The organism is Pseudohalocynthiibacter sp. F2068 (genome assembly GCF_023015645.1).
Lineage (GTDB): Bacteria > Pseudomonadota > Alphaproteobacteria > Rhodobacterales > Rhodobacteraceae > Pseudohalocynthiibacter > Pseudohalocynthiibacter aestuariivivens.
The window spans coordinates 116,971-141,536 of record NZ_JALKAK010000007.1 but is presented as its reverse complement, the minus strand read 5'-3'; the positions used below and the strand labels follow the sequence as shown (position 1 = coordinate 141,536).

Below are 24,566 nucleotides of genomic sequence, written 5' to 3'. Positions count from 1 at the left end.
GGAGGCAAAAATGGGCCGACATGTTTTAGACCACGCAAGCTCCGGCGAAGATGGGGCTGCTCTTCCTCGTTTCACTGAAGAAGAGCGGAAGAAAGGTGTGAAGGGTCCACACCCTGCAACAAAAACACTTCAGCAGCGCAAACGTGAAAAGAGTTCCGAAAGTGCACGTGTGCAGGCGTATGCACGCATTGAGCGCGGCCAAAAAGAGTAATTTAATTATCAGAGGTTAGCCGGTAGGCCGCAATCGCGGCAGAAATGCCCTCGGCCGCACGATAGGCTGAAAACGGGCCGATCATGCTTGCGCCCACAGTGTATGTGACTGCAACCTGATTGCTTCCCGGCGTTTCGTGAATCAGAACGCGGGCCTTGACCCCATGGCCATAGAAAGCGTTCAGAATGTCTTGTGAAAGACCTTGCACGCTGATGTTCTGAACCTTGGTGGTTCCCCAATGAATATGCGCAGTAATAAGTTCGTTCGCCTCGCCGCTGCGCCCTGCCTGCATTTCACCTTCGCGTGTCAGCGCAAGTGGGCGAACCGTGGGGTCCCGGGTAATCAGAAAGTAAAGTGATGACAGGCTGGCCGGCGCTGCAAGGGCAGTTATTATCGTGGCAATATAAAGAATATTGTTACCGCGTTTCTTTCGCATAAGCGGCGTCCCCCAATTAATAGGGAGGACTGTATAAATAATTTGTTTACGAAAGGTAAAAGAGGCGCCGTGACTCTGGTACAATTTGTGTGCGTAGGAAGTGATTCGTGATTTTTATTGCGAATGCACCTGATACGTCAAAGAAACGTGCCAAGGCCCGTCAAATAGCGGATGCAGGCCTTGGCGCGAGATTTCTTTTCAGTTTATGAACGAACCAGCTTTTCATAACCTTCTGCGATGTCGCGCGTTAGCGCGCCGACTTCGAAGTTATAGTCACCAATTTGTCCTACAGGCGTAACTTCGGCGGCTGTGCCGGTTAGCCAGCATTGTTCGAAACCCTCAAGCTCTTCGGGCATGATGTGGCGTTCATGAACCTTGATCTGGCGGTCTTTCAACATACCAATCACGGTCTGGCGGGTCAGGCCGTTGAGGAAGCAATCAGGGTCTGGTGTGTGCACTTCACCATCTTTGACGAAGAAGATATTTGCGCCGGTCGCCTCGGCAACATAGCCGCGATAGTCAAACATCATCGCGTCCGAGCAGCCTTTCGCCTCGGCCGCGTGTTTGGACATGGTGCAGATCATGTAAAGACCAGCAGCCTTTGCAGAAGACGGGATCGTTTCAGGGCTTGGCCGTTTCCATTTGGAAATATCGAGCTTGGCCCCTTTCATCTTGGCGTCACCGTAGTAGGCACCCCATTCCCATGCAGCAATTGCCATGCGAACGGGGTTGCGCGCAGAGGCGACACCCATGTCTTCACCCGCGCCGCGCCAGGCGACAGCACGAACATAGGCGTCCTGCAGGCCAGAGGCGGCAAGAACCTCTTCTTTCGCTTTTTCGATTTCATCGACGGAATAAGGAACTTGGAAATCAATCAACTGGCCAGAGCGGATCAGTCGTTCTGAATGCTTGCGGCTCAGGAAAATCTTTCCGTTATAGGCGCGCTCACCCTCAAACACGGACGACGCATAGTGCATTGCATGGGTTAGAATATGCACATTTGCATCACGCCACTCGATCAGCTTGCCATCCATCCAGATTTTTCCGTCGCGGTCGTCATATGCTCCGGCCATAGGCTCTGTCCTTCTATAAACTGCCGGAAATACCGGTCAGGTTTGCAAAAGTTGCGCAAACTAAGTCCGGATCGGACATAATGTTGCGTAAAAACTGACGGTTATTACGAATTGATTCTTGGAAAGTCAACAAGGCTGACATAAAATTAAGTGTGCAAAGATGGTCTGTAAAACGGGGGAAGCGTATGGTGGATGGTGCAATGAAAGGATCGTTGGGTGGTGAAGGGCTGTTGTTTTTAACGGACGAACAGCTTCGAAAAGGTATCGAGGCGATGTTCTTTGCCTACCGTGGGTTTACCGCGGATCCTGATCGGATTTTGTCAAACTATTCTTACGGGCGGGCGCATCACCGTGCTGTGCATTTCGTGAACCGCGCACCTGGCACAACCGTAAACAACCTATTGGCGATTCTTGGCGTCACTAAACAGTCACTTAACCGCGTTTTGCGCACATTAATCGAAGATGGACTTGTTGAAAGCCGCGTAGGCACCCAAGACAAAAGGGAGCGGCATTTGTTTCTTACCGAGAAAGGCGAAGCTCTGGAGCGAGAACTGTCAGATGCACAGCGCGAAAGAATGCGTGCAGCTTATCGTGCCGCAGGGCCCGAGGCAGTACAGGGCTTTCGTCAGGTGCTAGAGGCGATGATGGATCCGGAGTTGAACAGAAAGTTCAATACACTGAAAGAGAGTTCATCATGAACGGTCCGAACGAAGCGCATTTGCTGATAGTTGACGATGATGAACGTATTCGGGGTTTGTTGCAGAAATTTCTGATCCGGCATGGGTTCTGGGTAACTGCCGCGCGAAATGCAGAACATGCACGCAGAATTTTGAGTGGCCTAGAGTTCGACCTGATTGTCCTTGATGTCATGATGCCGGGAGAAGACGGGATCAGCTTGACGCGCAGCCTGCGTGAAACAGTGACAACCCCGATCCTGTTGCTGACGGCCAAAGGCGAGACCGAAGACCGGATTGTCGGCTTTGAGGCGGGCGCTGATGACTACCTGTCAAAGCCGTTTGAACCGAAAGAGCTGCTGCTGCGGATCAACGCAATCCTACGCCGGGTGCCACAGGCGCAGCTGAACGAAGCGGGGTTGAAAGTGCTGCATCTTGGCCCGGTTCGCTATGACATCGAACGGGGTGAAATGTGGCAGGGTGACAAGCTCGTGCGTCTGACAGCGACCGAAAGCCAGCTGATGAAGATATTCTCGGCCTGTCCGGGAGAGCCGGTCAGCCGCGCGGATTTGGTGGAAGAACTTGGTCGCGACGACGGTCAGGCGCAGGAACGCGCTGTTGATGTGCAGATTACCCGATTGCGCCGCAAGATAGAAACCGACCCGAAACAACCACGCTATCTGCAAACCGTGCGTGGTGCCGGCTATATGTTGGCGCCGGACTAATCCGTCGCGTTTGGAAGCGGCAATAGGTGATCTTCGGGCAGACAAGGTTCGGGGATTGTGTCGTCAAAATCTTCGATAGGGATTGCCCCGGCAAAAACTGTGAATGCAGATGTCTCGGCGTTCTCGCCGCGCTGAAGTACACCATTTCCCGTCAGGAAATTCACATCGCAAGTACCATACTCGCTTAGTTCAAGCGTGTCGTACCAATTGTAGGTGAAGCCCGCGAGGATGAAATCATTCTTGCGAAAGGCGATGGTGGCAATGCGGTGCCAGCGGTGACGGCCGATACTTTCGTTCATTGAATGAACTTGCAGCGATCCGCGTTCATTCAACTTCAATTCTGGAATCGTTCCGGCGGCCAACCCGCGCCAGGCAATTTGAGGTGCATAGGTGATTTCCGGGGTTTCTAATTCACTGTTAGATAAAATTACCAAAGACGCAAAGCCGTCTATGTCGCTAAGCAAAAGAGCCTTGTCTGTGCGGCCATCCGCGTCCAGATCGGCTGAAATCTCGTGAATGATTTCATCCGCATTAATCTCTGGAGTCTGCGCTGCGGCAACCGCTGGTAAAAGCACCGCCAGGATCGCAAAAATGCGCATTGTAAACCTCCGCCTGTGTTGGGTCTTGCCTGAGTCCGAGTATTGCCTTAGCTCGGTTTCATGACAACACTCCTCTATACACATCCCGACTGCGACGCGCATGTAAACCCTACGGGTCACCCCGAACAGGTCGCAAGGTTAGAATATATAAAGGCTGCATTGAAGGATCCAAAGTTTAGCTCGCTGATACGAAGAGAGGCACCACTCGGTCAGGAAGCAGATGTTTTGCGGTGCCATCCTCAGCACCACATAGACAGAATAACCGATGCTGTACCAACGGCAGGTTGGGTATCGCTGGACGGCGACACCTCGATGTCACCCGGGTCACTAAACGCAGCATATCGCGGTGTCGGGGCAAATGTTGATGCGGTGGACTCTGTTGTTTCGGGAGCGGCACAAAATGCTTTCGTTGCGTGTCGCCCACCTGGACACCATGCAGAAACTGAGACTGCGATGGGGTTTTGCCTGTTCGGAAACGTCTCTATTGCTGCGAAACATGCGCTGGACCACCACAAATTGGCGCGCGTTGCGATCATTGATTTTGATGTGCATCATGGCAATGGAACGCAGGATTTGCTGTGGAATGAACGGCGCGCAATGTTCGCGTCAACACATCAGATGCCGCTCTATCCCGGTTCAGGATATGAGAGCGAGCGAGGTGCATTTGGGAATGTGCTGAACGTTCCCCTGGCGCCGAACAGCGGCTCTGCGGCGATGCGCGCGGCTTATGACAACGTTGTTCTTCCAGCGGTAGAAGAGTTTGCACCAGAGTTGATTCTTATCTCTGCCGGGTTTGATGCGCACAGGCGCGACCCACTTGCGAACCTGAACTGGGAAAGAGATGATTTTCGATGGGTGACAGAGCGAATTTGCGATGTTGCAGACGCTGTTTGTCAGGGGCGGGTGGTCTCTACTCTGGAAGGCGGTTATGATCTGGACGCGCTGGCAGCATCTGTTGCTGCGCATGTAGGTGTTTTGATGGAGCGGGCAGGATGAGCGACAAGCTAGTCGAAGAAATGAGCTTTGAAGAAGCGATGAGCGCGTTGGAAGCAGTTGTTGGCCAGCTTGAACGTGGCGATGTGCCTCTTGATCAATCCATAACGCTTTATGAACGCGGTGCTGCGTTAAAGAAACGCTGCGAAGCAAAGTTGAAAGAAGCTGAGGAAAAAGTTGCAGCGATCACGCTTGGCGAAGGTGGAGAGCCGACAGGAACGACACCGGTCGAAGGGCTCTGATGTTTGAAACGCAATTGAAAGAAGACAATGCGCTTGTTCAAAGTGTCTTGTCAGCCACACTTCGGGGATTGCACGGGCATTCTGTGAATGCCGCAATGCTATATGCGGTGCGGGGCGGAAAGGGGTTACGTGGATTTCTGGTGCTGGAGAGCGCACGGATACACGGCATCTCTCCGGAACAGTCTGTCTATCCGGCTGCGGCTGTAGAGGCGCTGCATACCTATTCGCTGGTCCATGATGATTTACCCTGCATGGATGACGATGATTTGCGCCGGGGTTCGCCTACGGTGCATGTCAAGTGGGACGAGGCGACCGCCGTATTGGCTGGGGACGCGTTACAGACCTTGGCGTTTGAGCTTTTGACCTATGCCGAAATTGGACCAGCAGACAGACGATTGTCGCTTATCATGACGCTAGCCCATGCAGCAGGTGCGCGTGGCATGGTGTTGGGGCAGGCACAGGACATTGCAGCCGAAACAGCGAAACAGCCGCTTTCGCTTTCCGAGATTACAGAATTGCAGCGTAACAAGACAGGCGCTTTGATCCGCTGGTCGGCAGAGGCTGGCGCATTGATCGCAGCCAAAGACCCCGAACCAATGCGGCATTATGCGCGCGCACTCGGCCTTGCCTTTCAAATTGCTGATGACATCTTGGACGTAGAAGGTGATGCAGCTAAGACAGGCAAGCGCCTGCAAAAAGACGCGGATGCAGGCAAAGCCACCTTTGTTTCGCATTTGGGGCTCGACGGCGCAAGAACACGGGCCAAAGAGTTGGTCGCACAGGCAGAAGCAGCACTTGATCCATTTGGTGACGCGGCGAATAACTTGCGGGAAGCGGCGCGTTTCGTTATTGCCCGCGAGAGTTAGTTAAGCCCCGAAAGGGCAATGCGCGATGAGCGATGATATGAGTGATAAACCTAACACCCCTCTGCTGGATCAGGTTCACCTGCCAGCAGATATGAAGGGTTTGTCAGACGCAGAATTGAAGCTCTTAGCAGATGAATTGCGCACAGAAACGGTAAGCGCAGTTTCAGTTACAGGCGGGCATCTGGGTGCCGGGCTTGGGGTGGTTGAGCTTACGGTAGCGTTGCACGCTGTGTTTGACACGCCAAAAGACCGGTTGATCTGGGACGTGAGCCACCAGTGTTATCCACATAAAATTCTGACCGGTCGGCGTGATCGTATCCGTACCCTGCGCATGAAAGATGGGCTTAGTGGTTTTACCAAACGCAGCGAAAGCCCTTATGACCCCTTTGGCGCCGCGCATTCATCGACCTCGATTTCGGCGGCATTGGGGTTTGCCGTCGCGCGTGATCTGGGTGGTGTAACAGAGCACGGGATCGGTGATTGCATCGCCGTGATTGGTGATGGCGCCATGTCAGCCGGTATGGCCTATGAGGCAATGAACAACGCAGGCCATTTGAAAAAGCGTCTGATTGTCGTTTTGAACGACAATGAAATGTCTATTGCACCACCTGTCGGGGCGATGTCATCTTACCTTTCCAGCCTATATGCAGGTGCCCCGTTTCAGGAGTTTAAGGCGGCAGCCAAGGGTGCAGTAAGCCTGCTGCCCGAACCTTTTCAGGAAGGCGCACGCCGGGCCAAGGAAATGCTGAAAAGCATGACAGTTGGCGGCACTTTGTTCGAAGAACTTGGGTTTTCCTATGTTGGCCCTATCGACGGGCATGATCTTGATCAGCTTTTACCATTGCTGCGCACCGTGAAAGAGCGCGCGACCGGGCCGATGTTGATTCACGTGATCACTAAGAAGGGCAAGGGGTACGGCCCTGCTGAACGCGCACGCGACAAGGGTCATGCCACGGCAAAATTTGATGTGCTGACCGGGGAGCAGAAGAAAGCACCCTCAAACGCGCCAAGTTACACAAAAGTTTTCGCCGATGCTCTTTTAGCTGAGGCCGCAGAAGACAGTAAGATTTGCGCCGTCACCGCTGCGATGCCGGATGGGACCGGGCTGAATTTGTTTGCGGAACGCTACCCAAGCCGGTGCTTTGATGTTGGTATCGCCGAACAGCATGGCGTTACATTCTCCGCAGCTTTGGCAGCCGGTGGAATGAAGCCATTCTGCGCGATATATTCAACTTTTCTACAACGCGGTTACGATCAGGTTGTGCATGATGTGGCAATCCAGCGTTTGCCAGTTCGGTTTGCGATTGATCGGGCGGGGCTGGTCGGGGCCGATGGGGCCACCCATGCCGGGGCATACGACATCGCCTATCTTGCAAACCTTCCCGGGTTCATTGTCATGGCGGCAGCTGATGAGGCTGAGCTTGTGCATATGGTGGCGACTGCTGCGGCCTATGATGAAGGCCCGTCCGCCTTTCGATTTCCACGAGGCGAAGGCGTTGGGGTTGAACTGCCCGAACGTGGCCAGCCCTTGGAGATTGGCAAAGGCCAATTGATTGCAAAAGGTGCGCGGGTTGCAATTCTGTCATTTGGCACGCGATTGTCAGAGGTTCAGAAGGCCGCTGAAGCGTTGAGCGCGAAGGGGATCAATCCGACAATTGCGGATGCGCGGTTTGCCAAACCTCTGGATAAAGAGATGATCCTGAACCTCGCCGCTGAACATGAGGCCCTGCTAACGATCGAAGAGGGCGCTGTTGGTGGCTTTGGTAGCCATGTCGCACAGCTTCTTTCCGATGAGGGGGTTTTTGACGAAGGGTTGAAGTTCCGCTCGATGGTGTTGCCGGATATTTTCATTGATCAGGCGAGTCCCGAAGATATGTACCGTGTTGCGGGATTGTCGGCGGCAGATATAGAGGCGAAAGTGCTCGAAGTTCTTGGCGTCGCGCGTATCGGAGAAATGCGGGCTTAAGAGTTTTCATGCCTCCGGCGGGGATATTTCCGGGATAAAGAAAGCGGTTACGAAGCTTACGGTTTGCGATTATTTATCTGCCGAAGTTTTCTGTTGTTCTTCAGCCAACAAAGCGGCCAGACCTTCATTATATGCCGGAAATTTCAATCTGACGCCCAGCTCTGTTTTAATCTTATCATTTCTGACTCGCTTGCTTTCAGCATAAAAGCTGCGCGCCATTGGTGTCATTTCGGCTGTTGCGTAGTCGACCGCTGGCGGCAGAGGGAGGCCGAGCAATTCAGCGGCATGGGCGATCACTGTTTCTGGCGGGGCGGGATCATCGTCACAAACATTGTATATGGCGCCGGGGTTGGGCCGGGCAATGGATGCTGCCAGAACCTGCGCAATATCGGCAACGTGAATGCGTGAAAATACCTGACCGGGTTTGATGATGCGACGTGCAGTACCCGCCCGTACCTTTGCAAAGGGGCCACGACCGGGGCCGTATATTCCCGCAAGGCGAAAGATGTGCAGCGGCAACCCGGTTTCAGAAGCGAGTGTTTGCCAGGCAGCTTCGGCAGCAACCCGCATTTCGCCGCGTCGTGTTGATGGCGTGAGCGGTGTATTCTCATCGACCCAAGCACCTTGGTGATCTCCGTAAACACCTGTTGTAGACAGATACCCCACCCATTTGAGTGAAGACGCGCGGGCGGAAATCTGGTCGCGCAGAACGGCCAAAACAGGATCACCCGCCTCATTCGGGCCAGCGGAAATCAAAAGATGGGTCGCTTTGGCCAGATAAGTCGAAATATCCTGCCCCGGCCACAATATTGGTGTGACTCCGGTTGTCCGCAGAGCTTCGGCCTTATCCTTGGACCGTGTGGTTCCGATGACTTGCCAATCTTCAGATAGCAGGAGCGCACCAAGCGCTTGGGCTGAGTAACCGTGACCAAAGGAGAGTAATATCTGTTCCATGGTGTGACTATTGGGAAATCATCCGGGCAGTGCAACGCCTGAAATGATTTATGGATTTCTTAGTTGTCGCTTTTTGGCAGGACCTCTCAGGCGGGTTGTTTGCCACCTGCAAAGTAAGTGTGACGGAATCGCCTCAAGGGACGGGGTTGTTTGAAAATCACTGGCACTTTTGTTGCATGGCCGCTAGATGCAGCACGAATTCGCGAACAAAGGGTGGCGCTGCCGTTGCCCATATTCTGGAGATTTCTCTGTGAAAGCTGACTTTGTGACCAGTCTGCAAAATGACTGGCTTGGCAACATTCGTGCCGATCTTCTGGCCGGGCTTGTTGTTGCGCTGGCGCTAATACCCGAAGCAATTGCATTCTCGATAATCGCTGGGGTGGATCCAAAAGTGGGGCTATTTGCGTCATTTTCAATTGCAGTGATTACTGCGATTGCAGGTGGCCGGCCGGGGATGATTTCAGCAGCAACTGCTGCAACGGCAGTATTGATGGTGACTCTCGTACGAGACCATGGTCTGGAGTATCTTTTGGCGACGACAGTTCTGGCTGGTCTGCTTCAGATTGGTGCTGGGATGTTGCGCCTTGGCAGTGTAATGCGCTTTGTCTCTAAGTCAGTGATGACCGGGTTCGTGAATGCGCTGGCGATTCTGATTTTCATGGCGCAACTACCTGAGCTGATCGGGGTGACCTGGATTACTTATGCGATGGTCGCTGGCGGTTTGGCGATCATCTACCTGTTTCCGCTTTTGACAAAGTCTATTCCATCGCCGCTGGTGACGATCGTCGTTCTGACGGGCCTTGCGATGTATTTTGGGCTGGATGTGCGGGTTGTTGGCGATATGGGAGACCTGCCCGATACGCTTCCGGTATTTCTTTTGCCGGATATACCGCTGACACTCGAAACCCTGCGCATCATTTTTCCGGTTTCAATCGCGATTGCGGTTGTGGGTTTGCTTGAAAGCTTGATGACTGCGACCCTCGTGGATGATTTGACTGACACGAAATCTGACAAGAACCGGGAATGTATTGGCCAGGGTTTGGCAAATACTGCCACGGGCTTCATTGGTGGCATGGCAGGATGCGCGATGATTGGCCAATCGATGATCAACGTGAAATCGGGCGGTCGTGGACGCCTGTCGTGTTTCGCTGCAGGGGTATTCCTGTTGTTTCTGATTGTCGTGCTCGGGGATTGGGTTAAACAAATCCCGATGCCAGCACTGGTGGCGATCATGATCATGGTATCTGTTGGTACATTTAGCTGGTCTTCGCTCAAGAATTTGAAAGAACATCCGACAGCCTCGTCCGTTGTGATGGTGGCAACCGTTGTTACGACGGTGTTCAGCCACAACCTTGCAATAGGTGTTTTGACCGGAGTTTTGTTGTCAGGAATTTTCTTTGCCTGGAAAATTGCGGCAGTGTTTCGCGTGACATCAACGCCGACAAACGGCGGGCGTGAACGCCACTATCTCGTTGAAGGTCAATTGTTTTTTGCGACAGCGCCAGACCTTTCAGATGCGTTTGACTTTAACGAGGTGCTGGAACATGTCACGATTGACGTAAGTCGCGCGCATATCTGGGATATTTCGTCGGTCAGCGCATTGGATATGGTTGTTCTCAAATTTCGCCGCGAGGGTGCGGAGGTTGAGATTGTTGGTATGAATGAAGCAAGCGAAACCCTGATGGGACGGCTTGCCGAGCACGACAAACCGGGCGCGTTAGAACGGCTGATGGGACATTGAGGATGGCTGATATGGCAAAAATTATCGCGCTGGTTGACGGTTCGGTTTATTCGGAAAGTGTCTGCGACTACGCGGCGTGGGTCGCACTGCGAAAAGATGCCTCGGTTGAAGTGATGCACGTCCTGGGGCGCAGGGACGAAGCAAAATCAAACCTGTCTGGCAATATCGGCCTTGGAGCGCGTACAAAACTTATGGATGAGCTTGCGGATCTTGACGCACAGAAAGCAAAGTTTGACCAGCAACGCGGCCGTGCAATTCTTGAGGATGCGGAAGCACGTCTGCGAAGTGATGGTGTGGAACATGTCACCACAAGATTACGCCATGGTGATCTGATCGAAGAGCTTCTTCTGGCGGAAAAAGATGCAGATCTGGTCGTCATCGGGAAACGCGGCGAGGCAGCAGATTTTGCGACCCTTCACCTTGGGTCAAACCTTGAAAGAGTTGTGAGAGCATCCAGAATTCCTGTGCTCGTAACATCACGTGCTTTTTCCGAACCGTGCAGTTTTCTGCTCGCTTTTGATGGTGGAAAAAGCGCGATGAAAGCGGTGGAGCATGTTGCGAAGAGCAAAGTTTTTGCGGGCCTCAATGCGCAATTGCTGACGGTTGATGAGCCAACAACAGTGAAAAATCGCGCGTTGGAAGGTGCAGCCGCCACGCTGAAGAATGCGGGTTATGTTGTTGAGAGCACGGTTGTTAAAGGTGATCCAGAAGCAGTAATTTCTGAACGTTGCAAATCGGGAAGATTCGATATGCTTGTTATGGGTGCTTACGGCCATTCGCGGATTCGCAGTCTTATCATCGGATCAACAACAACAGAAATGGTTCGGCTTTGCCAGATTCCGGTGCTGCTGTTCCGGTGAAGACGACCAGATACTGCTTGAAACATTAAAAATTTGAGGCGCACAAGTGCGCCAATTCTTCTGGCACGTCGTGCGATTTTGCGCTCCGCGCGGGGATATTTAAAGGATGTAGAAAAGGTAAAACCGCCATTCTTTTTCCCCAAAATATCCCCGCCGGAGGCATCATGCACCCCGCTAGGGGTGCGTAAATGTTTGGCGCGCTTGCGCGCCTCGATTTCTAAGCGGCAGGCTTACGCACAGAGCGGCGGCGACGCTGTTGATTTGGTTTGTCGCCAGACGGCTTTGCGGTGGCTGCGTTTCTTCGGCCGCTTCCTCCGGCGTGCGATCTGGCTTTGCCACCACCGTGTGGTGCGCTTTTACGCCCGCCCCGGTTGCCGCCTCGTGGCTCAGGCTTCTCTTCAGCCGGGCGAATGCCACCGATCACCTTGATTTCGGTTTTCATGATTTTTTCGATTTGCCGAAGATATCCGATTTCCGTTGCGGCGCAAAAAGCAATGGCTTCGCCGTCTTTTCCTGCGCGCGCGGTCCGGCCAATGCGGTGAATATAGTTTTCCGGCACTTCTGGCAGATCGTAGTTATAGACATGGCTGACGTCAGGGATATCGATTCCGCGGGCTGCAACGTCGGTTGCAACCAGAATACGCGCCTCGCCTGATTTGAAGGCTTTCAATGCTCGTTCGCGTTGGCCCTGGGATTTGTTGCCATGGATCGAGACAGCGTCAAATCCGCGAGCAACCAAAGTGTTTTTAAGTTTTTCAGAGCCATGTTTTGTGCGGCCAAAAACGAGAGCGAGACCTTCGGGCGATTTGTTCAGGTAACTCATGAGCAGATCCGTCTTTTCACCTTGTGAAGCGAAATGTAGAGATTGCGTCACTTTATCGGCAGCTTTGCCAGGAGGGGCGACTTGAATGCGCACTGGGTTTGTCAGGTATGCGGCGGAAAGCTCGTTCATCTGCTTGGGCATCGTTGCTGAAAACAGCAGGGTTTGACGAGGCGTTCCAAGAAGGGGAGCGATTTTGCGGAGGGCGTGAATGAAGCCAAGGTCGAGCATTTGGTCAGCTTCATCGAGCACGAGGTACGTCGCGGAATTCAGGAAAAGCGCACGACGATCCACCAGATCGATCAGGCGGCCTGGAGTTGCGACAAGAATATCTGTACCTCCAGCCAAACGCTTGATTTGGGTATTGATTGATGTTCCGCCAACGACGGTTACAACTTTCAGATGGCTACCAGAAACGTAGGTCGAAAGGTTTGCTGCGATTTGGTTTACCAGTTCACGCGTTGGGGCAAGAATCAGCGCCTTGACGGATTTTGATTTACGCGCTTCGGTCTGAGACATGAGGCGATTGATCAATGGCAAGCCAAAGGCCGCAGTTTTTCCGGTTCCGGTTTGGGCAAGGCCCATCAGGTCACGCCCTTCTATAATTAATGGAATGGCACGCGCCTGAATCGGAGTTGGTTTATCATAACCAGCGGCTGTGATTGCGGTCAGAAGTTTGGGCGAAAGGCCCAGATCAGTAAAATTGGTCATATTGACCCCTTATATGGTCATGCAGCACGAGAATGCGCCGCATGTATGAAACAGCGGAGTAGGGCCAACACTAATGCGGCCACTTATCTGCGGTTGCGCCCTGAAGCGTGCCCCGGACCGGATGTCCAAAAAGCAGATCAAGGCGTCAGAACCCCGCGTGAATTGGGAACTTGGGAATTTGAGGGGTCGCCGAAGCGGAACCCGCATGTCTGTTCTTATCTCACCAATGGGTGGGCTGCTCACGCGGCAGCGGGACTAGACAGGGTGCGTATTTGCCCTTTCTGCTCAGATGTCAACTGTTTAAGATAAACCGAAGCATGCTGCGTGACAGTGTGTCATTCGCAAAGTGTATCGTTTGCATGGTTTTTGCGCCAGGAAAGCACCAACTGAACATCTCGGGCGATCGCCTCTTTCCCCCGCGTGCGCCTTAGGCTAAGAACCCGCGTCCGCTGATGGACAAAACGTAAAGGAGGCCCGTGATGGGTTACAAAGTCGCTGTCGTAGGTGCCACAGGTAATGTGGGCCGCGAAATGCTGAATATTCTGGCTGAACGCCAGTTTCCTGTGGATCAGATTGTTGCGGTTGCAAGCCGTAGATCTCTGGGCACCCAAGTCAGCTTTGGCGATAAAACTCTCACGACCAAGGACCTTGATACGTTTGATTTTTCCGGTTGGGACATCGCACTATTTGCCGTGGGCTCTGAGGCTACAAAAAAATACGCGCCACTTGCTGCTCGTGCGGGATGCTTGGTAATCGATAACTCGTCGCTTTATCGCTATGATCCCGCTGTGCCGTTGATTGTACCCGAGGTTAACCCCGAAGCGATCAAAGGTTATGCCAAAAAGATGATCATCGCTAATCCCAACTGTTCAACTGCGCAGATGGTTGTGGCTTTGAAACCGCTGCATGATCGTGCGCGGATCAAGCGGGTTGTTGTATCAACATATCAGTCTGTTTCCGGGTCTGGGAAAGACGCTATTGATGAACTTTGGAACCAGACCAAAGGTATGTATGTTCCGGGCCAGGAAGTTGCGCCAAGCGTCTATCCAAAACAGATCGCGTTCAACGTTATTCCGCATATCGATGTTTTCCTTGAGGATGGCTCTACCAAGGAAGAATGGAAAATGGTCGCCGAAACCAAGAAGATTGTCGATAAGTCAATCAAAGTAACTGCAACCTGCGTGCGGGTGCCCGTTTTTGTCGGCCATTCCGAAGCGATCAACATCGAGTTTGAAGAGCATCTGGATGAAGACGAAGCGCGTGATATTTTGCGTGAAGCACCCGGCGTTATGGTGATCGATAAACGAGAAAGCGGTGGTTACGTGACCCCGGTTGAGTGTGTGGGTGACTACGCAACGTTTATCAGTCGTATTCGGCAGGACAGCACGATCGACAACGGGATCAACCTGTGGTGTGTCAGTGATAATTTGCGCAAGGGCGCGGCGCTGAACGCCGTGCAGATTGCAGAACTGTATGGCCGGGAAATTTTGAAAAAAGGCTAGTTCCAGATCGTGAAGAGATCTTTGAGGGCGGCATTGGCCGCCCTTTTTTCGTGACGTTAGTGCTAAAAGTTTTGTTGGTGAGTTGTTGTCGGCGTGACGCGATCTCGAGCAATCGGTCAGAATCGGGCCGTTTGTGCTGCGCCTAACGCTGAGTTTTAACTGGGAGCAACGAAGCAGATAAGCGAACTGATTTGTTCGTAAAAGCGGGCACATCGATACAAACTTGATGCACCCGCCAAAAATTTATTTTCGGATGTTGCCACTCACAGCAATCACCCGGACTAACAGAACGATTGTCGCAAGTTCTCAAATAATGTCAATATGATATTATTAACCTTTCGTAAACTCGCTCATAAATTGAAGGAATCTGCAAGAATTCGTCTTTGCCTAGAAGTGTAAACTAATTGTTAACTTATAACTCATAAGTACAAATGTACTTTTAGGTATTTGCTCCTAAACTGGGTATGAAACGCGACTAACCAAACGATTTGAAACTGAGAAGAATATCATAGTGATTGAAACAAGTAAGATTGCGCAGCTTCGGCGGTTGTTACACAGCATGGAAGAATCATTAGGCCTGGTAGAACTGTCGTCTACTGAGCGAGATGTTTATTACGCCGCTAGTGAGCTTTCAGAACAAGACAGAATCGTTCGCAGTGATGACTTACAGGAGCACCCTTTGATTAACGGTGTCGCGAAACCAACGTATTTCAGGGCGCTAAAAACGCTCGTTAAACTTGGGTACTTGCATCATGCTGCGGGGACGAAGACGGGCAAGTATGTTGTAGATCTGCCATCAGAATAAGGAAGCGATTTGCCGCATTTTAAATGTCTGAAAAACAATCTTTGGTTTTTGGAAATGTTAGCGGTATCAATCGCTTATATATTGGCTTTTTTTCTGACGCACTATCTCTTTTACCCGCTTCAGTTAAAGATCATTCCAGAGTTTGATAGTCTCGCAAACCTTTTGTATTTGCCTCATGGCGTCCGAGTATTGGCGGCATGGCTTCTTGGGTGGCGTTCCGTAGTTGCGATTGCACCCGGAGCTTTCGTTTCACAAAATTTGCTATTTGAACAACCGATCTGGGATTTTAATTTTTTTGGGGTATTTTTCATCGGCATAGTCGTTGCGCCTTTGGCGTTCAGCCTGTTGAAGTTCGCAAAATTTGATGCAAGCGCACGGGAAGAAAATCCACCTTGCTGGCAATGTGTGATGGTTGTGGGTATTTTCGCGTCTTTGCTTAACGCTCTTCTGGCCAACCTTGTGCTTGGGACGCTTACCATTGATTTTTTGGGATATCTGGTTGGTGACGTGTCTGGATTGTTTTTCCTTGTTCTGATTCTGATGCTTGTTTTCAGGCAAATGCGCGCTTGGGGCTACTGAAAAGGCAACCATTCCCTTGGCTAAATTTTCCCAAACAAGTCGCTTTCCGGAAACTGGATATTGCACCTGACCGAAATGTAAGACATTTGATTGGCTGACAATTGAAGACAGCATTGGATCAGCGGAATGACAAATAGGATTGACAGTTTACTCGAAGCTGCTCGCACGCATTGCGACGAAGAAGTACTTCCAAATGTGGACAAATGGAACGAGGTTGGCTTGTGGCCCCGGTCTTCGTCAGACAAGGCTGGAGACCTCGGTTTAACAGGGCTCTATGCACCCGAAGAATTCGGAGGTCAGGGACTGCCGCTTGGTGAAGGTATTCGTATTTACGAAGAGTTGGGGCGTGGCGACGGTGCCTATGCCTTTGCGCTCTCGATGCATAATATTTGTACATTCGCTGCTTGTGGTTACGGTACAGAGGTTTTCAAAAACGCCTGGGCCAGAGATTTAACCTCGGGCCGCAAACTCGCAAACTTTTCGCTGACCGAGCCGCAGTCTGGTTCGGACGCAACCAATATGTACTCTCGAGCTTTCATAAATGGCGACGGCACGTGGACAATCAGCGGTGCAAAGGCCTGGGTTAGTTTGGCGGGTGAGGCGGATATTTACTTTACCGTCGTCAAAACAACTGACAAGCCCGGCCATCAGGACATGGCCATGATCGCAATTCCAGCGGATGCCGAAGGCGTGAGTTTTGGACCCTTATACGAAACGCCCTCATACAACTTTTTGCCAATGGCAGAGATGTACCTGAAAGATGTCGTCGTCAGCGAAGGCAACATTATCTTGCCGGTGGGTCAGGGCCTGCAAGGGTCACTTATGGCAATTGATATTGCGCGTGTTTCAATCGCGTCCGGATGCTGCGGACTGATGCAATCTGCTCTCGACACTTCATTGGCCTATTCTGCGAACAGGAAGATGTTCGGCGGTAAGAACATCGATCTGGATGGCATACAGTGGATGCTTGGCGATGTCGCAACAGAGCTTGAAGCGTCCCGGCTTTTGTACCGCGCTGCAGCCAATGCGCTTGGAACACCAGAAGGTCCGCTTATGGCGGCCCACGCCAAACGGTTCGTGCCAGATGCAGCGGTGAAAGCTGCGAACACATGTACCCAGGTGCTGGGTGGTATGGGGTTGCTGAAGCCCTACGGGATGGACAGACTATCCCGGCTTTCCCAAATGCTTCGTATTGTCGACGGAACAACCGAAATCAGCCGCGTTGTGATCGGGCGAAGCCTGAAAAAACGTGCGGCCCAGTTAAAAACACCTGTCATCCCGAAAGGTTTTGGCGAAAGCTAAACACAATTTAAAACGAGATGGCCTCTGACCCATTCTAACGGTCAGGGGCCATTTCTTTGCGCATCACCTAATTAAAGCCCAAACCGGTCCATCATTGAATTCCAGCGCAGAAAAGCGGGCAGGAACCACGGTGTTCCATTGTAAAAGGGCTTTGACTCAAAGGACAGATCGTCGAGTTCGGTGCGTCCTTCCGGATCTCCCAGCATTTGTAATGCAACTTTCCGGCCAAAATAGCTAGCGCGGCCGACGCCGGAACCGCAGTAGCCCATGACATAGTGTACGCCATCATGCACCCCAAGGTGCGGTGCGTGATCAAAAGTATAGGCCACAGTACCTGACCATGCATGGGTGACCTGAGTGTCAGATAACTGCGGAAAAATACGGTGCATCATTCGTCTGAGGTCAGGTACATAGCGATCAGGTCGATCCGCAAGATCAAAGGCCCGACCGCCAAAGATCATCCGCGTACCATCGGGCGACGGTCGGTAGTAAAGTACAAGGCGCGAGCTTTCCCCAAACCCGCGGTTCTTCGGCGAAAGTTCTGACATCAATCCGGCTGGCAATTGTTCCGTCGCGATGATGGCAGAACGGATGGGAATGACGCGGTGGTGGAAAAAGGGCATTTCTGGCCCGGAATATCCGTTTGTTGCGACCAGAACCTGCCCGGCTGTAACTTCCGTTTCGCCAATACGTACGGTCAGTTTGGCGCCATTCCTTGTCACCCCGGTTACACGGGCGGGCGCAATGATTTGTGCGCCAGCTACAAGAACCCTTTCGACCAGTGCTCTCGCATAAAGACCGGGGTGCAGATGACCGTCATCTAGATAAACAACGCCACCATGATAATGATCACTGCCAATTTCTGCGTGTTGGGCCGCGCGTGGTATCATTTCAAACTGCATGCCTGTCGCACTAGCCAGGTCTTCCGACTCGCGGGCCACGCTTTCATAGCCTTCCGGTTTAACGACGCCCCGGAAACGTCCAGTCAAATGCAAGCCGCAGTCGATCTTTTCTTCGACAAGGAAGTTTTTCAGGTAGTTCAGGCAATCCATCGATTCTCGCAGAATCGCGGTGGCTTTTTCTTGCCCGAAAGCAGATTTCAAACCGGACAGACCCAATTTGTGAAAGGACGGGCCAATCAGCCCACCGTTGCGCGACGAACAGCCGTAAGCGGGCATTCCGGCGTCAACGACCAAAACTTCGCGGCCAGAGCGCGCCAATGTCAGGGCCGCAGAAAGGCCGCTGTAGCCAGCGCCAACGATCAGGGTTTCTACATGCTTGGGCAGGTTATCAGGCGAGCTTGCCGCGACAGATAAATGCGGTTCAGCAGCATCCCACCAATAGGGTCGGGTCAGATAGTTTGCCAACGCGTGACTCCTCCGGTCGATCAGACAGGAACAAATTTTGCCTGTTTCGGATCGTAGGCTTCAAGACCACCTTCCGCAATGTCATTCCAAAGGCCATGAATGCTTAATTCTTCTTCTTTCACGGCATCGCGAACGAACGGAAAAGTTATGAGGTTCTCTAACGAGATTAATACGGCTTCTTTTTCCAGTGCACGTTCACGATCTGGTTCGCTTTCTATATGGCGAACACGTTCGAAGCCGGGGCGCAAAATATCCATCCAACGCCCAATGAAGCTGGATTCTTCATCAAGATCGGGTGCCTTACCAGAGCACATTTCATGGCATCCGTGAACTCCGCCACAATTAGAGTGACCCAATACGATAATATGGGCAACTTTCAACACTGTTACGGCGTATTCAACCGCTGCGGATGTGCCGTGATGATCGCCATCCGGTGCATAGGGTGGGACGAGATTTGCAATGTTGCGATGGATGAAAAATTCACCCTGTTCTGCCCCGAAAATCGAGGTCACGTGAACGCGGGAATCGCAGCATGAGACAACCATGGCCCGAGGTCGCTGGCCCTCTGTCGCAAGCCGCCTGTACCAGACTTTGTTTTCCGCATAGCTGGTCGCCTTCCAGCCCTGGTAACGTTGCACCAGATAGGCTGGCAGCGGTTTTGCATGATCCATTGCGTGTGCCCCTCTTATATACCTCCAGCGTATCTATGCGAAATTTGTACGAAATTCGAGCGAATTCTGTGTTTGGCCTCAACCTTTTCGAAGGGTCGAGAGTAGAATATCGCCATGCTGTGGGGGCGTTCAGAAGCGGGGTGAGCTTATGGAGATTGTAACCGTACTCAGACATGAAGAAACAGTCAGGATCAATCCTGATCGACTGACGGAGCTTTTCCTAAATTTGGGTGAGACAGCGGCAGAGGAATTTATTTGCTGGGCTGTCGAGGACCTTGCAATTAAAATTTCAGAGATTAAACGCGCGGCCTCAAATAAACAGTACGATCTATTACAACTTAGTTCAGAACAGGTGGCGGAGATAGCGACGCGGGTTGGCCTAACGAGTTTGGCGCGTGTCGCACTGGATGTGGACTATTGCCTGAAAATTGAAACGGATACAGCATTGTCAGCCACTGTTGCGCGGCTTATCCGCATCGGAGAGATGTCTCTTTTGAAGGTTTGGGACGAACGAGATTTATCTGTTTGATGCGCCGCTTATTGCCCCTTTGCTGGTTCCAAGCAAACCGATAGGGTGACGGGCAGACAAAGCAGTGAAAAGGTCACGGGATGCCGCTGAAATTTGCAAATGGGGATACCTCGTCGATCCCGGTGCACGTCGTTAAAAAAGACGCTTTTAAGGGTTGGTTGGCAAGCCAGCCTGAAGAGGTTGCCTCATGGCTGGGCCGGACCGGATTCGAGGCGGAAGCTGGTGAATCGCAACTTGTCCCGGGCGCAAGTGGAAATCCTCAGATGGCCGTTGTTGGCTATGGTACTGCTAAAAGCCGTGCGCGTGGCCGGTTTCATATTGCGCGTGCAGCCAGAGCGTTGCCAAAGGGAACGTATCATATTGCAAGCGGACTTATAGGGCCCGCCCTCGAAGAAGCAGCCCTTGGCTGGTTATTGGCCAGTTACCGGTTTGACCGGTACCGAAAGCAAAAACCGCAAAAAGCACGCCTCAAAGCACCCAAAGGTGTTGATGCGGCACGCTTGGAAGTTATCGCTGAAGGAGAGGCGCTGACGCGTGACTTAATCAATACACCAGCATCTGACATGGGGCCGGACGAGCTTGAGTCCGTCTTTTTGGCGTTGGCGGACCAGCACAGCGCATCGGCTGCGATAATAAGTGGTGATGATTTACTCAAACATAATTTCCCAATGATTCATGCGGTTGGACGCGCGTCAGATCGGACACCGCGGTTGCTTGACATGCGTTGGGGTACGGCGGGGCCGATGCTCACGTTGGTGGGTAAAGGTGTCTGTTTTGATACAGGCGGATTAAATTTGAAGCCGAGTTCATCAATCGGGCTTATGAAAAAGGACATGGGTGGGGCCGCCGCCGCCCTTGGGCTGGCCCATATGATTATGTCACTGGGCCTGCGTTTGCGATTGCGTGTCTTGGTGCCTGCTGTCGAAAACAGTGTTTCAGGCAATGCATTTCGCCCGCAAGATATTTTGACATCGCGCAAAGGATTAACCGTTGAAATAAACAACACCGACGCCGAAGGTCGGCTGGTTTTGGCGGATGCTTTGGCTCTGGCAGATGAAGAGAAGCCCGATTGTCTGATTTCGATGGCGACATTAACGGGTGCGGCCCGTGTCGCCGTTGGACCAGATTTGGCCCCGTATTTCGCAGATGATTCTGGGTTCGTCGGAGCGCTCGAAGCAGCGGCTGCGCAAGTTTGTGACCCGGTCTGGCGAATGCCCTTCTGGTCGCCTTACGAAAACCTGATCGAACCGGGCATAGCCGACCTTGATAACGCCCCAAAAGGTGGATTTGCGGGGGCGATCACTGCGGCCCTGTTTTTGCGTCGTTTTGTCGAAAACTCGCCAAAATACGCACATTTTGATATTTATGGATGGCAACCGACCGCTGCCCCTGCCCGGCCCAAGGGTGGTGTAGGACAAGCAACTCGCGCTATTCTAGAGGCGCTGCCATCGATTTTGGAGATTTAGATGGACCGACGTTTGATACCAGCGAACGAACGCGTTGCCGCTTTGCATCTGAAGGGGAAAGTTGAGGCAGAGCAATATCTGAAAGGGGCGGCGCGTCAGGTGACGGCGTCCGAAGCAAACCTTTTGCGCGCGCCGGGTGGTAAACGGGATCGCCAGTTGCTGATGGGGGAAAGGGTCACCGCCTATGAGGACCGTGCCGGATATGCGTTTGTTCAGGCAGCACGCGACGGGTACGTCGGGTATGTCGATAGCCTGGCAATTGGCCCGGCGCAAAGTATGACTCATTGGATCGCGAGCCGGTCAACGCATATTTATTCAACTGCCAATTTCAAGAGCCCGGAAACAGGAACACTGTCGTTTGGCTGCGAAGTCTGTGCCAGATCACAGGCGGAAAATTTTGTCGAAATCGGAGACGGGCAATTTCTGCCGTTGCAGCATTTGCTGGAAATCGGCGAAGGATTGCAAGATATGGTGTCCGTTGCCGAAATGTTCCTTGGAACGCCTTATCTCTGGGGGGGCAACAGCGGCACCGGAATAGACTGTTCAGGGCTGCTGCAGGCGGCTTGCCTTGCCTGTGGTATTCCCTGCCCACGCGACAGTGACCAGCAAGAGGCGCAGCTTGGAAAAGAATTGCCCAAAGAAACACCCCTTGAACGAGGTGATCTGGTGTTCTGGAAAGGACATGTTGGATTGATGCTGGACGGCGAGATTTTGCTTCACGCAAACGCGCATCACATGGTTGTGGCGGTTGAGCCTCTGACCGAAGCGATCAGTCGTATTTCAGCTAAAGAATTTGGTGATGTTACGGCTTTCAAGCGATTGTGATTTAATCGATTGGCCGGATGAGTTTGCGCTCCAGAATGCGCAACACCTTTTTCAGATCAGCCCCACGCTTTAGGATTTGCCCGTCCATTGCGATAACGGAATATTGCCCTTGTCGCAGGCGCATTTTAGGGCGCTTTTCTATTCGGTAAAGCGGATGCTCTGCGGTGCGGCGGAAGACAGAAAAAACAGCGACATCCCGCAGACAGGAAATGCCATAATCGCGCCACTCACCGGCAGCGACCATACGCCCATAAAGCGCCAGAATATCCCCGAGCTCTTTCCGGTCAAAACTGATCTGATCCGGAATCCCGTTGCTTTGCGGAAAAGGCGTCGGTGACTGAATTGTCATATTGTAAGACTGGCCTGTGTTTCGGACAAAATCAAGCGCTGCCCCGAGTTTGCCTAAAAAAGATCAGGAAAGAGCCTTGCCACAGCTATTATACAGCCCTGATTACCTGTTCAATTTGCCTTGTAGCGACCAACGCTAGCCTCGGTGTCATGGATTAACAGCCCCCACCCAGCCTGTGGCACCGGGGCAAGATCAACCAAAGCCCTCACCTCTGTGGTGGGGGCTTTGTCTTTTGCAGTCTTCCTTAAAACCTGGTCCGAAAACGACAACGCAGTTATGGCGGAGCGCATTGTTGGCAATGGTTAAATCATAGGGCCGTACTGCGATTCGTGGCATTGGATTGTTGGTCACTTTTAACGATGGGTCGTGACAGCCCAGATTGGCGTCGTCTTTGAGTTGATAAGTTTCATGGATTCGATCAAAGTGACTCCGAGTTTTAAAAAGGGAGGAGTGACCATGCGCACCCGTGCAGCCGTTGCCTTAGAGGCGGGAAAACCGCTTGAGATTATGGAAGTGAACCTTGAAGGCCCGAAGGCGGGCGAGGTTTTGGTTGAAATCAAGGCAACCGGAATTTGCCATACCGACGAGTTTACCCTTTCAGGGGCTGATCCGGAGGGGCTTTTCCCGGCGATTTTGGGGCACGAGGGTGCAGGTGTGGTTCTGGAAGTTGGGGCTGGTGTGAGCAGCCTGAAACCCGGCGATCACGTGATCCCGCTCTATACCCCGGAATGTCGCGAATGCGAATATTGCCTTAACCCGAAAACCAACCTGTGCCAGTCGATCCGCAGCACACAGGGTCAAGGCCTGATGCCGGATGGAACAAGCCGGTTTTCAATGCTCGATGGGACGCCGATCTTGCACTACATGGGGTGTTCAACCTTCTCAAATCATACGGTTCTGCCGGAAATCGCATTGGCAAAAGTCCGCAAAGACGCGCCATTTGACAAGATTTGCTACATTGGTTGCGGGGTCACCACGGGCATTGGTGCGGTGATCAATACAGCAAAAGTAGAAATTGGGTCCAGGGGGATCGTTTTTGGCCTGGGGGGTATCGGTCTCAACGTGATTCAGGGGCTGCGGTTGGCAGGCGCTGATCAGATTGTTGGCGTTGACCTGAACCCAACCAAAGTTGAAATGGCAACACGTTTCGGCATGACGGACTTCGTGAACCCAACTGAGGTTGAGGGCGATCTGGTCGCGCATCTGGTTGAACTGACTGGCGGTGGCGCGGACTATACGTTTGACGCAACAGGAAACGTTGGTGTGATGCGGGCGGCGCTTGAATCTGCGCACAAGGGCTGGGGTGAAAGCATAATCATTGGCGTTGCACCCGCCGGAGCAGAGATTTCGACCCGACCTTTCCAGCTTGTCACCGGCCGGAGTTGGCGCGGTACAGCCTTTGGCGGCGCGCGCGGTCGTACCGATGTGCCAAAAATTGTTGATTGGTATATGGCCGGAAAGATCGAGATCGACCCGATGATTACCCATGTGCTGCCACTGGAGGACATCAACAAAGGCTTCGACTTGATGCACGAAGGCAAATCGATCAGGGCTGTGGTGGAGTTCTAGGGACCCAAAGATTTTAACGAGCAGCGTGTTCCTGTTTTGGAGCGCGCGGTTCGTTATCGAGCGTTTTGAGAACCATATCGCGCCATGAACATGTCCACGGTGCCGGCGATGATTTTGTCGATTTCGGCTTGGGTTGGTACAGAGGTTACGTGGAAACTGACGCGTACCCAGATATCAGTTTTGCAGAGAGCCGCAAACTGATCTGCGGCGAGATCAAGGTCATCTATATTCAATTCGCCGCGGCGAACACCGGCGGCGAACAGAATTTTCAGCCTTTCGCGCCCAAGTTCCGGACCGGATTTATAGAATGCCCGAGCGAGTTCAGGAAAGCGGTCAGATTCACCGACAGCCAACCTGTGAATGCTTTGAGAGAATGGGCTGATGAGAAAATTAACAAGAATAGATGCGGCAACCGTCAGCAGCTCATCAATGGGTTTGTCGCATTTTTCCAGATCAAACGCGGCATCTGCCTGCTTCAAGCATTGTTCTTTGCAAATTTCCAGAAACAGGATGCGCTTGTCAGGAAAGTAACTGTAGAGCGTAGCCTTTGAAACGCCAGCTTCGCGTGCAATGTCGTCAACGCTTGCGCCTTCAAAGCCGTCTCTTAAAAAAACATTGCGCGCGCCTTCAATCACCTGATCGAATTTTCGACCTTTTCGAATGGTGCCAACGTCCGCGTTCATATGTTTTCCCCTAGGATCACGGACAAGTATAAACTGATCAGTTCAATT

Annotated in this window: 25 protein-coding genes; 16 read left to right on the top strand and 9 right to left on the bottom strand. The window is 52.4% G+C overall.

Features of this window, described 5'->3' with window-relative positions; translation table 11 throughout:
- Nucleotides 1–10 precede the first annotated feature (10 nt).
- Complete coding sequence (locus MWU63_RS10330; protein WP_213887046.1) at nucleotides 11–211, top strand: hypothetical protein; 201 nt, start codon at nucleotides 11–13, stop codon at nucleotides 209–211.
- 1 nt (nucleotide 212) lies between these two features.
- Here MWU63_RS10330 and MWU63_RS10325 read toward each other — a convergent pair whose 3' ends face one another.
- Entirely contained in the window at nucleotides 213–647 is a 435-nt protein-coding gene (locus MWU63_RS10325) for a hypothetical protein (RefSeq protein WP_213887047.1), read from the bottom strand.
- Nucleotides 648–850: 203 nt separating this feature from the next.
- Entirely contained in the window at nucleotides 851–1,720 is an 870-nt protein-coding gene (locus MWU63_RS10320) for a branched-chain amino acid aminotransferase (RefSeq protein WP_247077795.1), read from the bottom strand.
- Between the two features lie 185 nt (nucleotides 1,721–1,905).
- On the opposite strand from MWU63_RS10320, the gene MWU63_RS10315 reads away from it, so the two are divergent.
- Both MWU63_RS10315 and MWU63_RS10310 read left to right on the top strand, forming a co-directional pair.
- Entirely contained in the window at nucleotides 1,906–2,418 is a 513-nt protein-coding gene (locus tag MWU63_RS10315; RefSeq protein ID WP_246531550.1) for a MarR family transcriptional regulator, read from the top strand.
- On the top strand, nucleotides 2,415–3,119 hold the full coding sequence (locus tag MWU63_RS10310; protein ID WP_213887049.1) for a response regulator: 705 nt from the start codon (nucleotides 2,415–2,417) through the stop codon (nucleotides 3,117–3,119). Before MWU63_RS10315 ends, MWU63_RS10310 begins: the two co-directional genes overlap by 4 nt.
- On the opposite strand, the gene MWU63_RS10305 is transcribed toward MWU63_RS10310, so the two are convergent.
- Nucleotides 3,116–3,718 (bottom strand): hypothetical protein, encoded by a 603-nt coding sequence (locus MWU63_RS10305; protein ID WP_213887050.1) that lies wholly within the window; start codon nucleotides 3,716–3,718, stop codon nucleotides 3,116–3,118. The two genes, MWU63_RS10310 and MWU63_RS10305, sit on opposite strands and share 4 nt — an antisense overlap.
- A 60-nt stretch (nucleotides 3,719–3,778) precedes the next feature.
- Between MWU63_RS10305 and MWU63_RS10300 the strand changes: the two genes are divergently transcribed.
- The 4 genes from MWU63_RS10300 to dxs are packed head-to-tail and all read left to right on the top strand — an operon-like array spanning nucleotide 3,779 to nucleotide 7,785.
- A complete protein-coding gene (locus MWU63_RS10300; RefSeq protein WP_213887051.1) occupies nucleotides 3,779–4,714 on the top strand; it encodes a histone deacetylase family protein in 936 nt (311 codons plus the stop codon).
- Nucleotides 4,711–4,953: an exodeoxyribonuclease VII small subunit gene (locus MWU63_RS10295; RefSeq protein WP_213887052.1), complete on the top strand. Its 243-nt coding sequence runs from the start codon at nucleotides 4,711–4,713 to the stop codon at nucleotides 4,951–4,953. The genes MWU63_RS10300 and MWU63_RS10295 overlap by 4 nt, the downstream gene beginning before the upstream one ends.
- Complete coding sequence (locus MWU63_RS10290; protein ID WP_213887053.1) at nucleotides 4,953–5,819, top strand: polyprenyl synthetase family protein; 867 nt, start codon at nucleotides 4,953–4,955, stop codon at nucleotides 5,817–5,819. Before MWU63_RS10295 ends, MWU63_RS10290 begins: the two co-directional genes overlap by 1 nt.
- Before the next feature lie 37 nt (nucleotides 5,820–5,856).
- Nucleotides 5,857–7,785 (top strand): 1-deoxy-D-xylulose-5-phosphate synthase, encoded by a 1,929-nt coding sequence (gene dxs, locus MWU63_RS10285; RefSeq protein WP_247077793.1) that lies wholly within the window; start codon nucleotides 5,857–5,859, stop codon nucleotides 7,783–7,785.
- Nucleotides 7,786–7,854: 69 nt separating this feature from the next.
- On the opposite strand, the gene MWU63_RS10280 is transcribed toward dxs, so the two are convergent.
- Nucleotides 7,855–8,739, bottom strand: coding sequence for an SDR family oxidoreductase (locus tag MWU63_RS10280; RefSeq protein ID WP_213887055.1), 885 nt, complete (start codon nucleotides 8,737–8,739; stop codon nucleotides 7,855–7,857).
- 265 nt (nucleotides 8,740–9,004) lie between these two features.
- Between MWU63_RS10280 and MWU63_RS10275 the strand changes: the two genes are divergently transcribed.
- Complete coding sequence (locus tag MWU63_RS10275; protein ID WP_247077827.1) at nucleotides 9,005–10,480, top strand: SulP family inorganic anion transporter; 1,476 nt, start codon at nucleotides 9,005–9,007, stop codon at nucleotides 10,478–10,480.
- A gap of 11 nt (nucleotides 10,481–10,491) precedes the next feature.
- A complete protein-coding gene (locus MWU63_RS10270; RefSeq protein WP_348646229.1) occupies nucleotides 10,492–11,340 on the top strand; it encodes a universal stress protein in 849 nt (282 codons plus the stop codon).
- A 217-nt stretch (nucleotides 11,341–11,557) separates the two neighbouring features.
- Here MWU63_RS10270 and MWU63_RS10265 read toward each other — a convergent pair whose 3' ends face one another.
- Nucleotides 11,558–12,871, bottom strand: a complete 1,314-nt coding sequence (locus MWU63_RS10265; RefSeq protein ID WP_213887058.1) for a DEAD/DEAH box helicase — start codon at nucleotides 12,869–12,871, stop codon at nucleotides 11,558–11,560.
- A 479-nt stretch (nucleotides 12,872–13,350) separates the two neighbouring features.
- Here MWU63_RS10265 and MWU63_RS10260 point away from each other — a divergent pair, with 479 nt between their 5' ends.
- The 3 genes from MWU63_RS10260 to MWU63_RS10250 all read left to right on the top strand — a co-directional run bounded on the left by MWU63_RS10260 (nucleotide 13,351) and on the right by MWU63_RS10250 (nucleotide 17,059).
- On the top strand, nucleotides 13,351–14,373 hold the full coding sequence (locus MWU63_RS10260) for an aspartate-semialdehyde dehydrogenase (RefSeq protein ID WP_213887059.1): 1,023 nt from the start codon (nucleotides 13,351–13,353) through the stop codon (nucleotides 14,371–14,373).
- 859 nt (nucleotides 14,374–15,232) lie between these two features.
- Entirely contained in the window at nucleotides 15,233–15,757 is a 525-nt protein-coding gene (locus tag MWU63_RS10255; protein WP_247077783.1) for a hypothetical protein, read from the top strand.
- A gap of 126 nt (nucleotides 15,758–15,883) precedes the next feature.
- Nucleotides 15,884–17,059: an acyl-CoA dehydrogenase family protein gene (locus MWU63_RS10250; RefSeq protein ID WP_247077780.1), complete on the top strand. Its 1,176-nt coding sequence runs from the start codon at nucleotides 15,884–15,886 to the stop codon at nucleotides 17,057–17,059.
- 71 nt (nucleotides 17,060–17,130) lie between these two features.
- Here the strand turns inward: MWU63_RS10250 and MWU63_RS10245 are convergent, their stop codons facing one another.
- Together MWU63_RS10245 and MWU63_RS10240 are read right to left on the bottom strand one after the other, a co-directional pair.
- Entirely contained in the window at nucleotides 17,131–18,426 is a 1,296-nt protein-coding gene (locus MWU63_RS10245) for an FAD-binding oxidoreductase (protein WP_247077778.1), read from the bottom strand.
- Between the two features lie 20 nt (nucleotides 18,427–18,446).
- Nucleotides 18,447–19,097 carry a carbonic anhydrase gene (locus MWU63_RS10240; protein ID WP_213887063.1) on the bottom strand — a complete coding sequence of 217 codons (651 nt, stop codon included), beginning with the start codon at nucleotides 19,095–19,097 and terminating at the stop codon, nucleotides 18,447–18,449.
- A 148-nt stretch (nucleotides 19,098–19,245) separates the two neighbouring features.
- Between MWU63_RS10240 and MWU63_RS10235 the strand changes: the two genes are divergently transcribed.
- The 3 genes from MWU63_RS10235 (at nucleotide 19,246) to MWU63_RS10225 (ending at nucleotide 21,917) form a co-directional block, all read left to right on the top strand.
- On the top strand, nucleotides 19,246–19,626 hold the full coding sequence (locus MWU63_RS10235; protein WP_247077776.1) for a hypothetical protein: 381 nt from the start codon (nucleotides 19,246–19,248) through the stop codon (nucleotides 19,624–19,626).
- A gap of 80 nt (nucleotides 19,627–19,706) precedes the next feature.
- Complete coding sequence (locus tag MWU63_RS10230) at nucleotides 19,707–21,092, top strand: leucyl aminopeptidase family protein (RefSeq protein WP_213887065.1); 1,386 nt, start codon at nucleotides 19,707–19,709, stop codon at nucleotides 21,090–21,092.
- Nucleotides 21,093–21,917: a C40 family peptidase gene (locus MWU63_RS10225; RefSeq protein ID WP_247077774.1), complete on the top strand. Its 825-nt coding sequence runs from the start codon at nucleotides 21,093–21,095 to the stop codon at nucleotides 21,915–21,917.
- 1 nt (nucleotide 21,918) lies between these two features.
- On the opposite strand, the gene MWU63_RS10220 is transcribed toward MWU63_RS10225, so the two are convergent.
- Complete coding sequence (locus tag MWU63_RS10220) at nucleotides 21,919–22,266, bottom strand: DUF2794 domain-containing protein (protein WP_213887067.1); 348 nt, start codon at nucleotides 22,264–22,266, stop codon at nucleotides 21,919–21,921.
- A gap of 456 nt (nucleotides 22,267–22,722) precedes the next feature.
- On the opposite strand from MWU63_RS10220, the gene MWU63_RS10215 reads away from it, so the two are divergent.
- Nucleotides 22,723–23,835: an S-(hydroxymethyl)glutathione dehydrogenase/class III alcohol dehydrogenase gene (locus tag MWU63_RS10215; protein WP_213887068.1), complete on the top strand. Its 1,113-nt coding sequence runs from the start codon at nucleotides 22,723–22,725 to the stop codon at nucleotides 23,833–23,835.
- 53 nt (nucleotides 23,836–23,888) lie between these two features.
- Here the strand turns inward: MWU63_RS10215 and MWU63_RS10210 are convergent, their stop codons facing one another.
- A complete protein-coding gene (locus tag MWU63_RS10210) occupies nucleotides 23,889–24,518 on the bottom strand; it encodes a TetR/AcrR family transcriptional regulator (protein WP_213887069.1) in 630 nt (209 codons plus the stop codon).
- Nucleotides 24,519–24,566 lie beyond the last annotated feature (48 nt).

Coding starts and splice junctions, on each gene's coding strand:
- MWU63_RS10315 (WP_246531550.1), top strand. CDS start 1,906: ATGGTGGATGGTGCAATGAAAGGATCGTTGGGTGGTGAAGGGCTGTTG.
- MWU63_RS10210 (WP_213887069.1), bottom strand. CDS start 24,518: ATGAACGCGGACGTTGGCACCATTCGAAAAGGTCGAAAATTCGATCAG.
- MWU63_RS10320 (WP_247077795.1), bottom strand. CDS start 1,720: ATGGCCGGAGCATATGACGACCGCGACGGAAAAATCTGGATGGATGGC.
- MWU63_RS10225 (WP_247077774.1), top strand. CDS start 21,093: ATGGACCGACGTTTGATACCAGCGAACGAACGCGTTGCCGCTTTGCAT.
- MWU63_RS10310 (WP_213887049.1), top strand. CDS start 2,415: ATGAACGGTCCGAACGAAGCGCATTTGCTGATAGTTGACGATGATGAA.
- MWU63_RS10260 (WP_213887059.1), top strand. CDS start 13,351: ATGGGTTACAAAGTCGCTGTCGTAGGTGCCACAGGTAATGTGGGCCGC.
- MWU63_RS10295 (WP_213887052.1), top strand. CDS start 4,711: ATGAGCGACAAGCTAGTCGAAGAAATGAGCTTTGAAGAAGCGATGAGC.
- MWU63_RS10250 (WP_247077780.1), top strand. CDS start 15,884: ATGACAAATAGGATTGACAGTTTACTCGAAGCTGCTCGCACGCATTGC.
- MWU63_RS10305 (WP_213887050.1), bottom strand. CDS start 3,718: ATGCGCATTTTTGCGATCCTGGCGGTGCTTTTACCAGCGGTTGCCGCA.
- MWU63_RS10330 (WP_213887046.1), top strand. CDS start 11: ATGGGCCGACATGTTTTAGACCACGCAAGCTCCGGCGAAGATGGGGCT.
- MWU63_RS10220 (WP_213887067.1), bottom strand. CDS start 22,266: ATGACAATTCAGTCACCGACGCCTTTTCCGCAAAGCAACGGGATTCCG.
- MWU63_RS10265 (WP_213887058.1), bottom strand. CDS start 12,871: ATGACCAATTTTACTGATCTGGGCCTTTCGCCCAAACTTCTGACCGCA.
- dxs (WP_247077793.1), top strand. CDS start 5,857: ATGAGTGATAAACCTAACACCCCTCTGCTGGATCAGGTTCACCTGCCA.
- MWU63_RS10240 (WP_213887063.1), bottom strand. CDS start 19,097: ATGGATCATGCAAAACCGCTGCCAGCCTATCTGGTGCAACGTTACCAG.
- MWU63_RS10235 (WP_247077776.1), top strand. CDS start 19,246: ATGGAGATTGTAACCGTACTCAGACATGAAGAAACAGTCAGGATCAAT.
- MWU63_RS10290 (WP_213887053.1), top strand. CDS start 4,953: ATGTTTGAAACGCAATTGAAAGAAGACAATGCGCTTGTTCAAAGTGTC.
- MWU63_RS10280 (WP_213887055.1), bottom strand. CDS start 8,739: ATGGAACAGATATTACTCTCCTTTGGTCACGGTTACTCAGCCCAAGCG.
- MWU63_RS10255 (WP_247077783.1), top strand. CDS start 15,233: ATGTTAGCGGTATCAATCGCTTATATATTGGCTTTTTTTCTGACGCAC.
- MWU63_RS10325 (WP_213887047.1), bottom strand. CDS start 647: ATGCGAAAGAAACGCGGTAACAATATTCTTTATATTGCCACGATAATA.
- MWU63_RS10270 (WP_348646229.1), top strand. CDS start 10,492: ATGGCAAAAATTATCGCGCTGGTTGACGGTTCGGTTTATTCGGAAAGT.
- MWU63_RS10230 (WP_213887065.1), top strand. CDS start 19,707: ATGCCGCTGAAATTTGCAAATGGGGATACCTCGTCGATCCCGGTGCAC.
- MWU63_RS10215 (WP_213887068.1), top strand. CDS start 22,723: ATGCGCACCCGTGCAGCCGTTGCCTTAGAGGCGGGAAAACCGCTTGAG.
- MWU63_RS10300 (WP_213887051.1), top strand. CDS start 3,779: ATGACAACACTCCTCTATACACATCCCGACTGCGACGCGCATGTAAAC.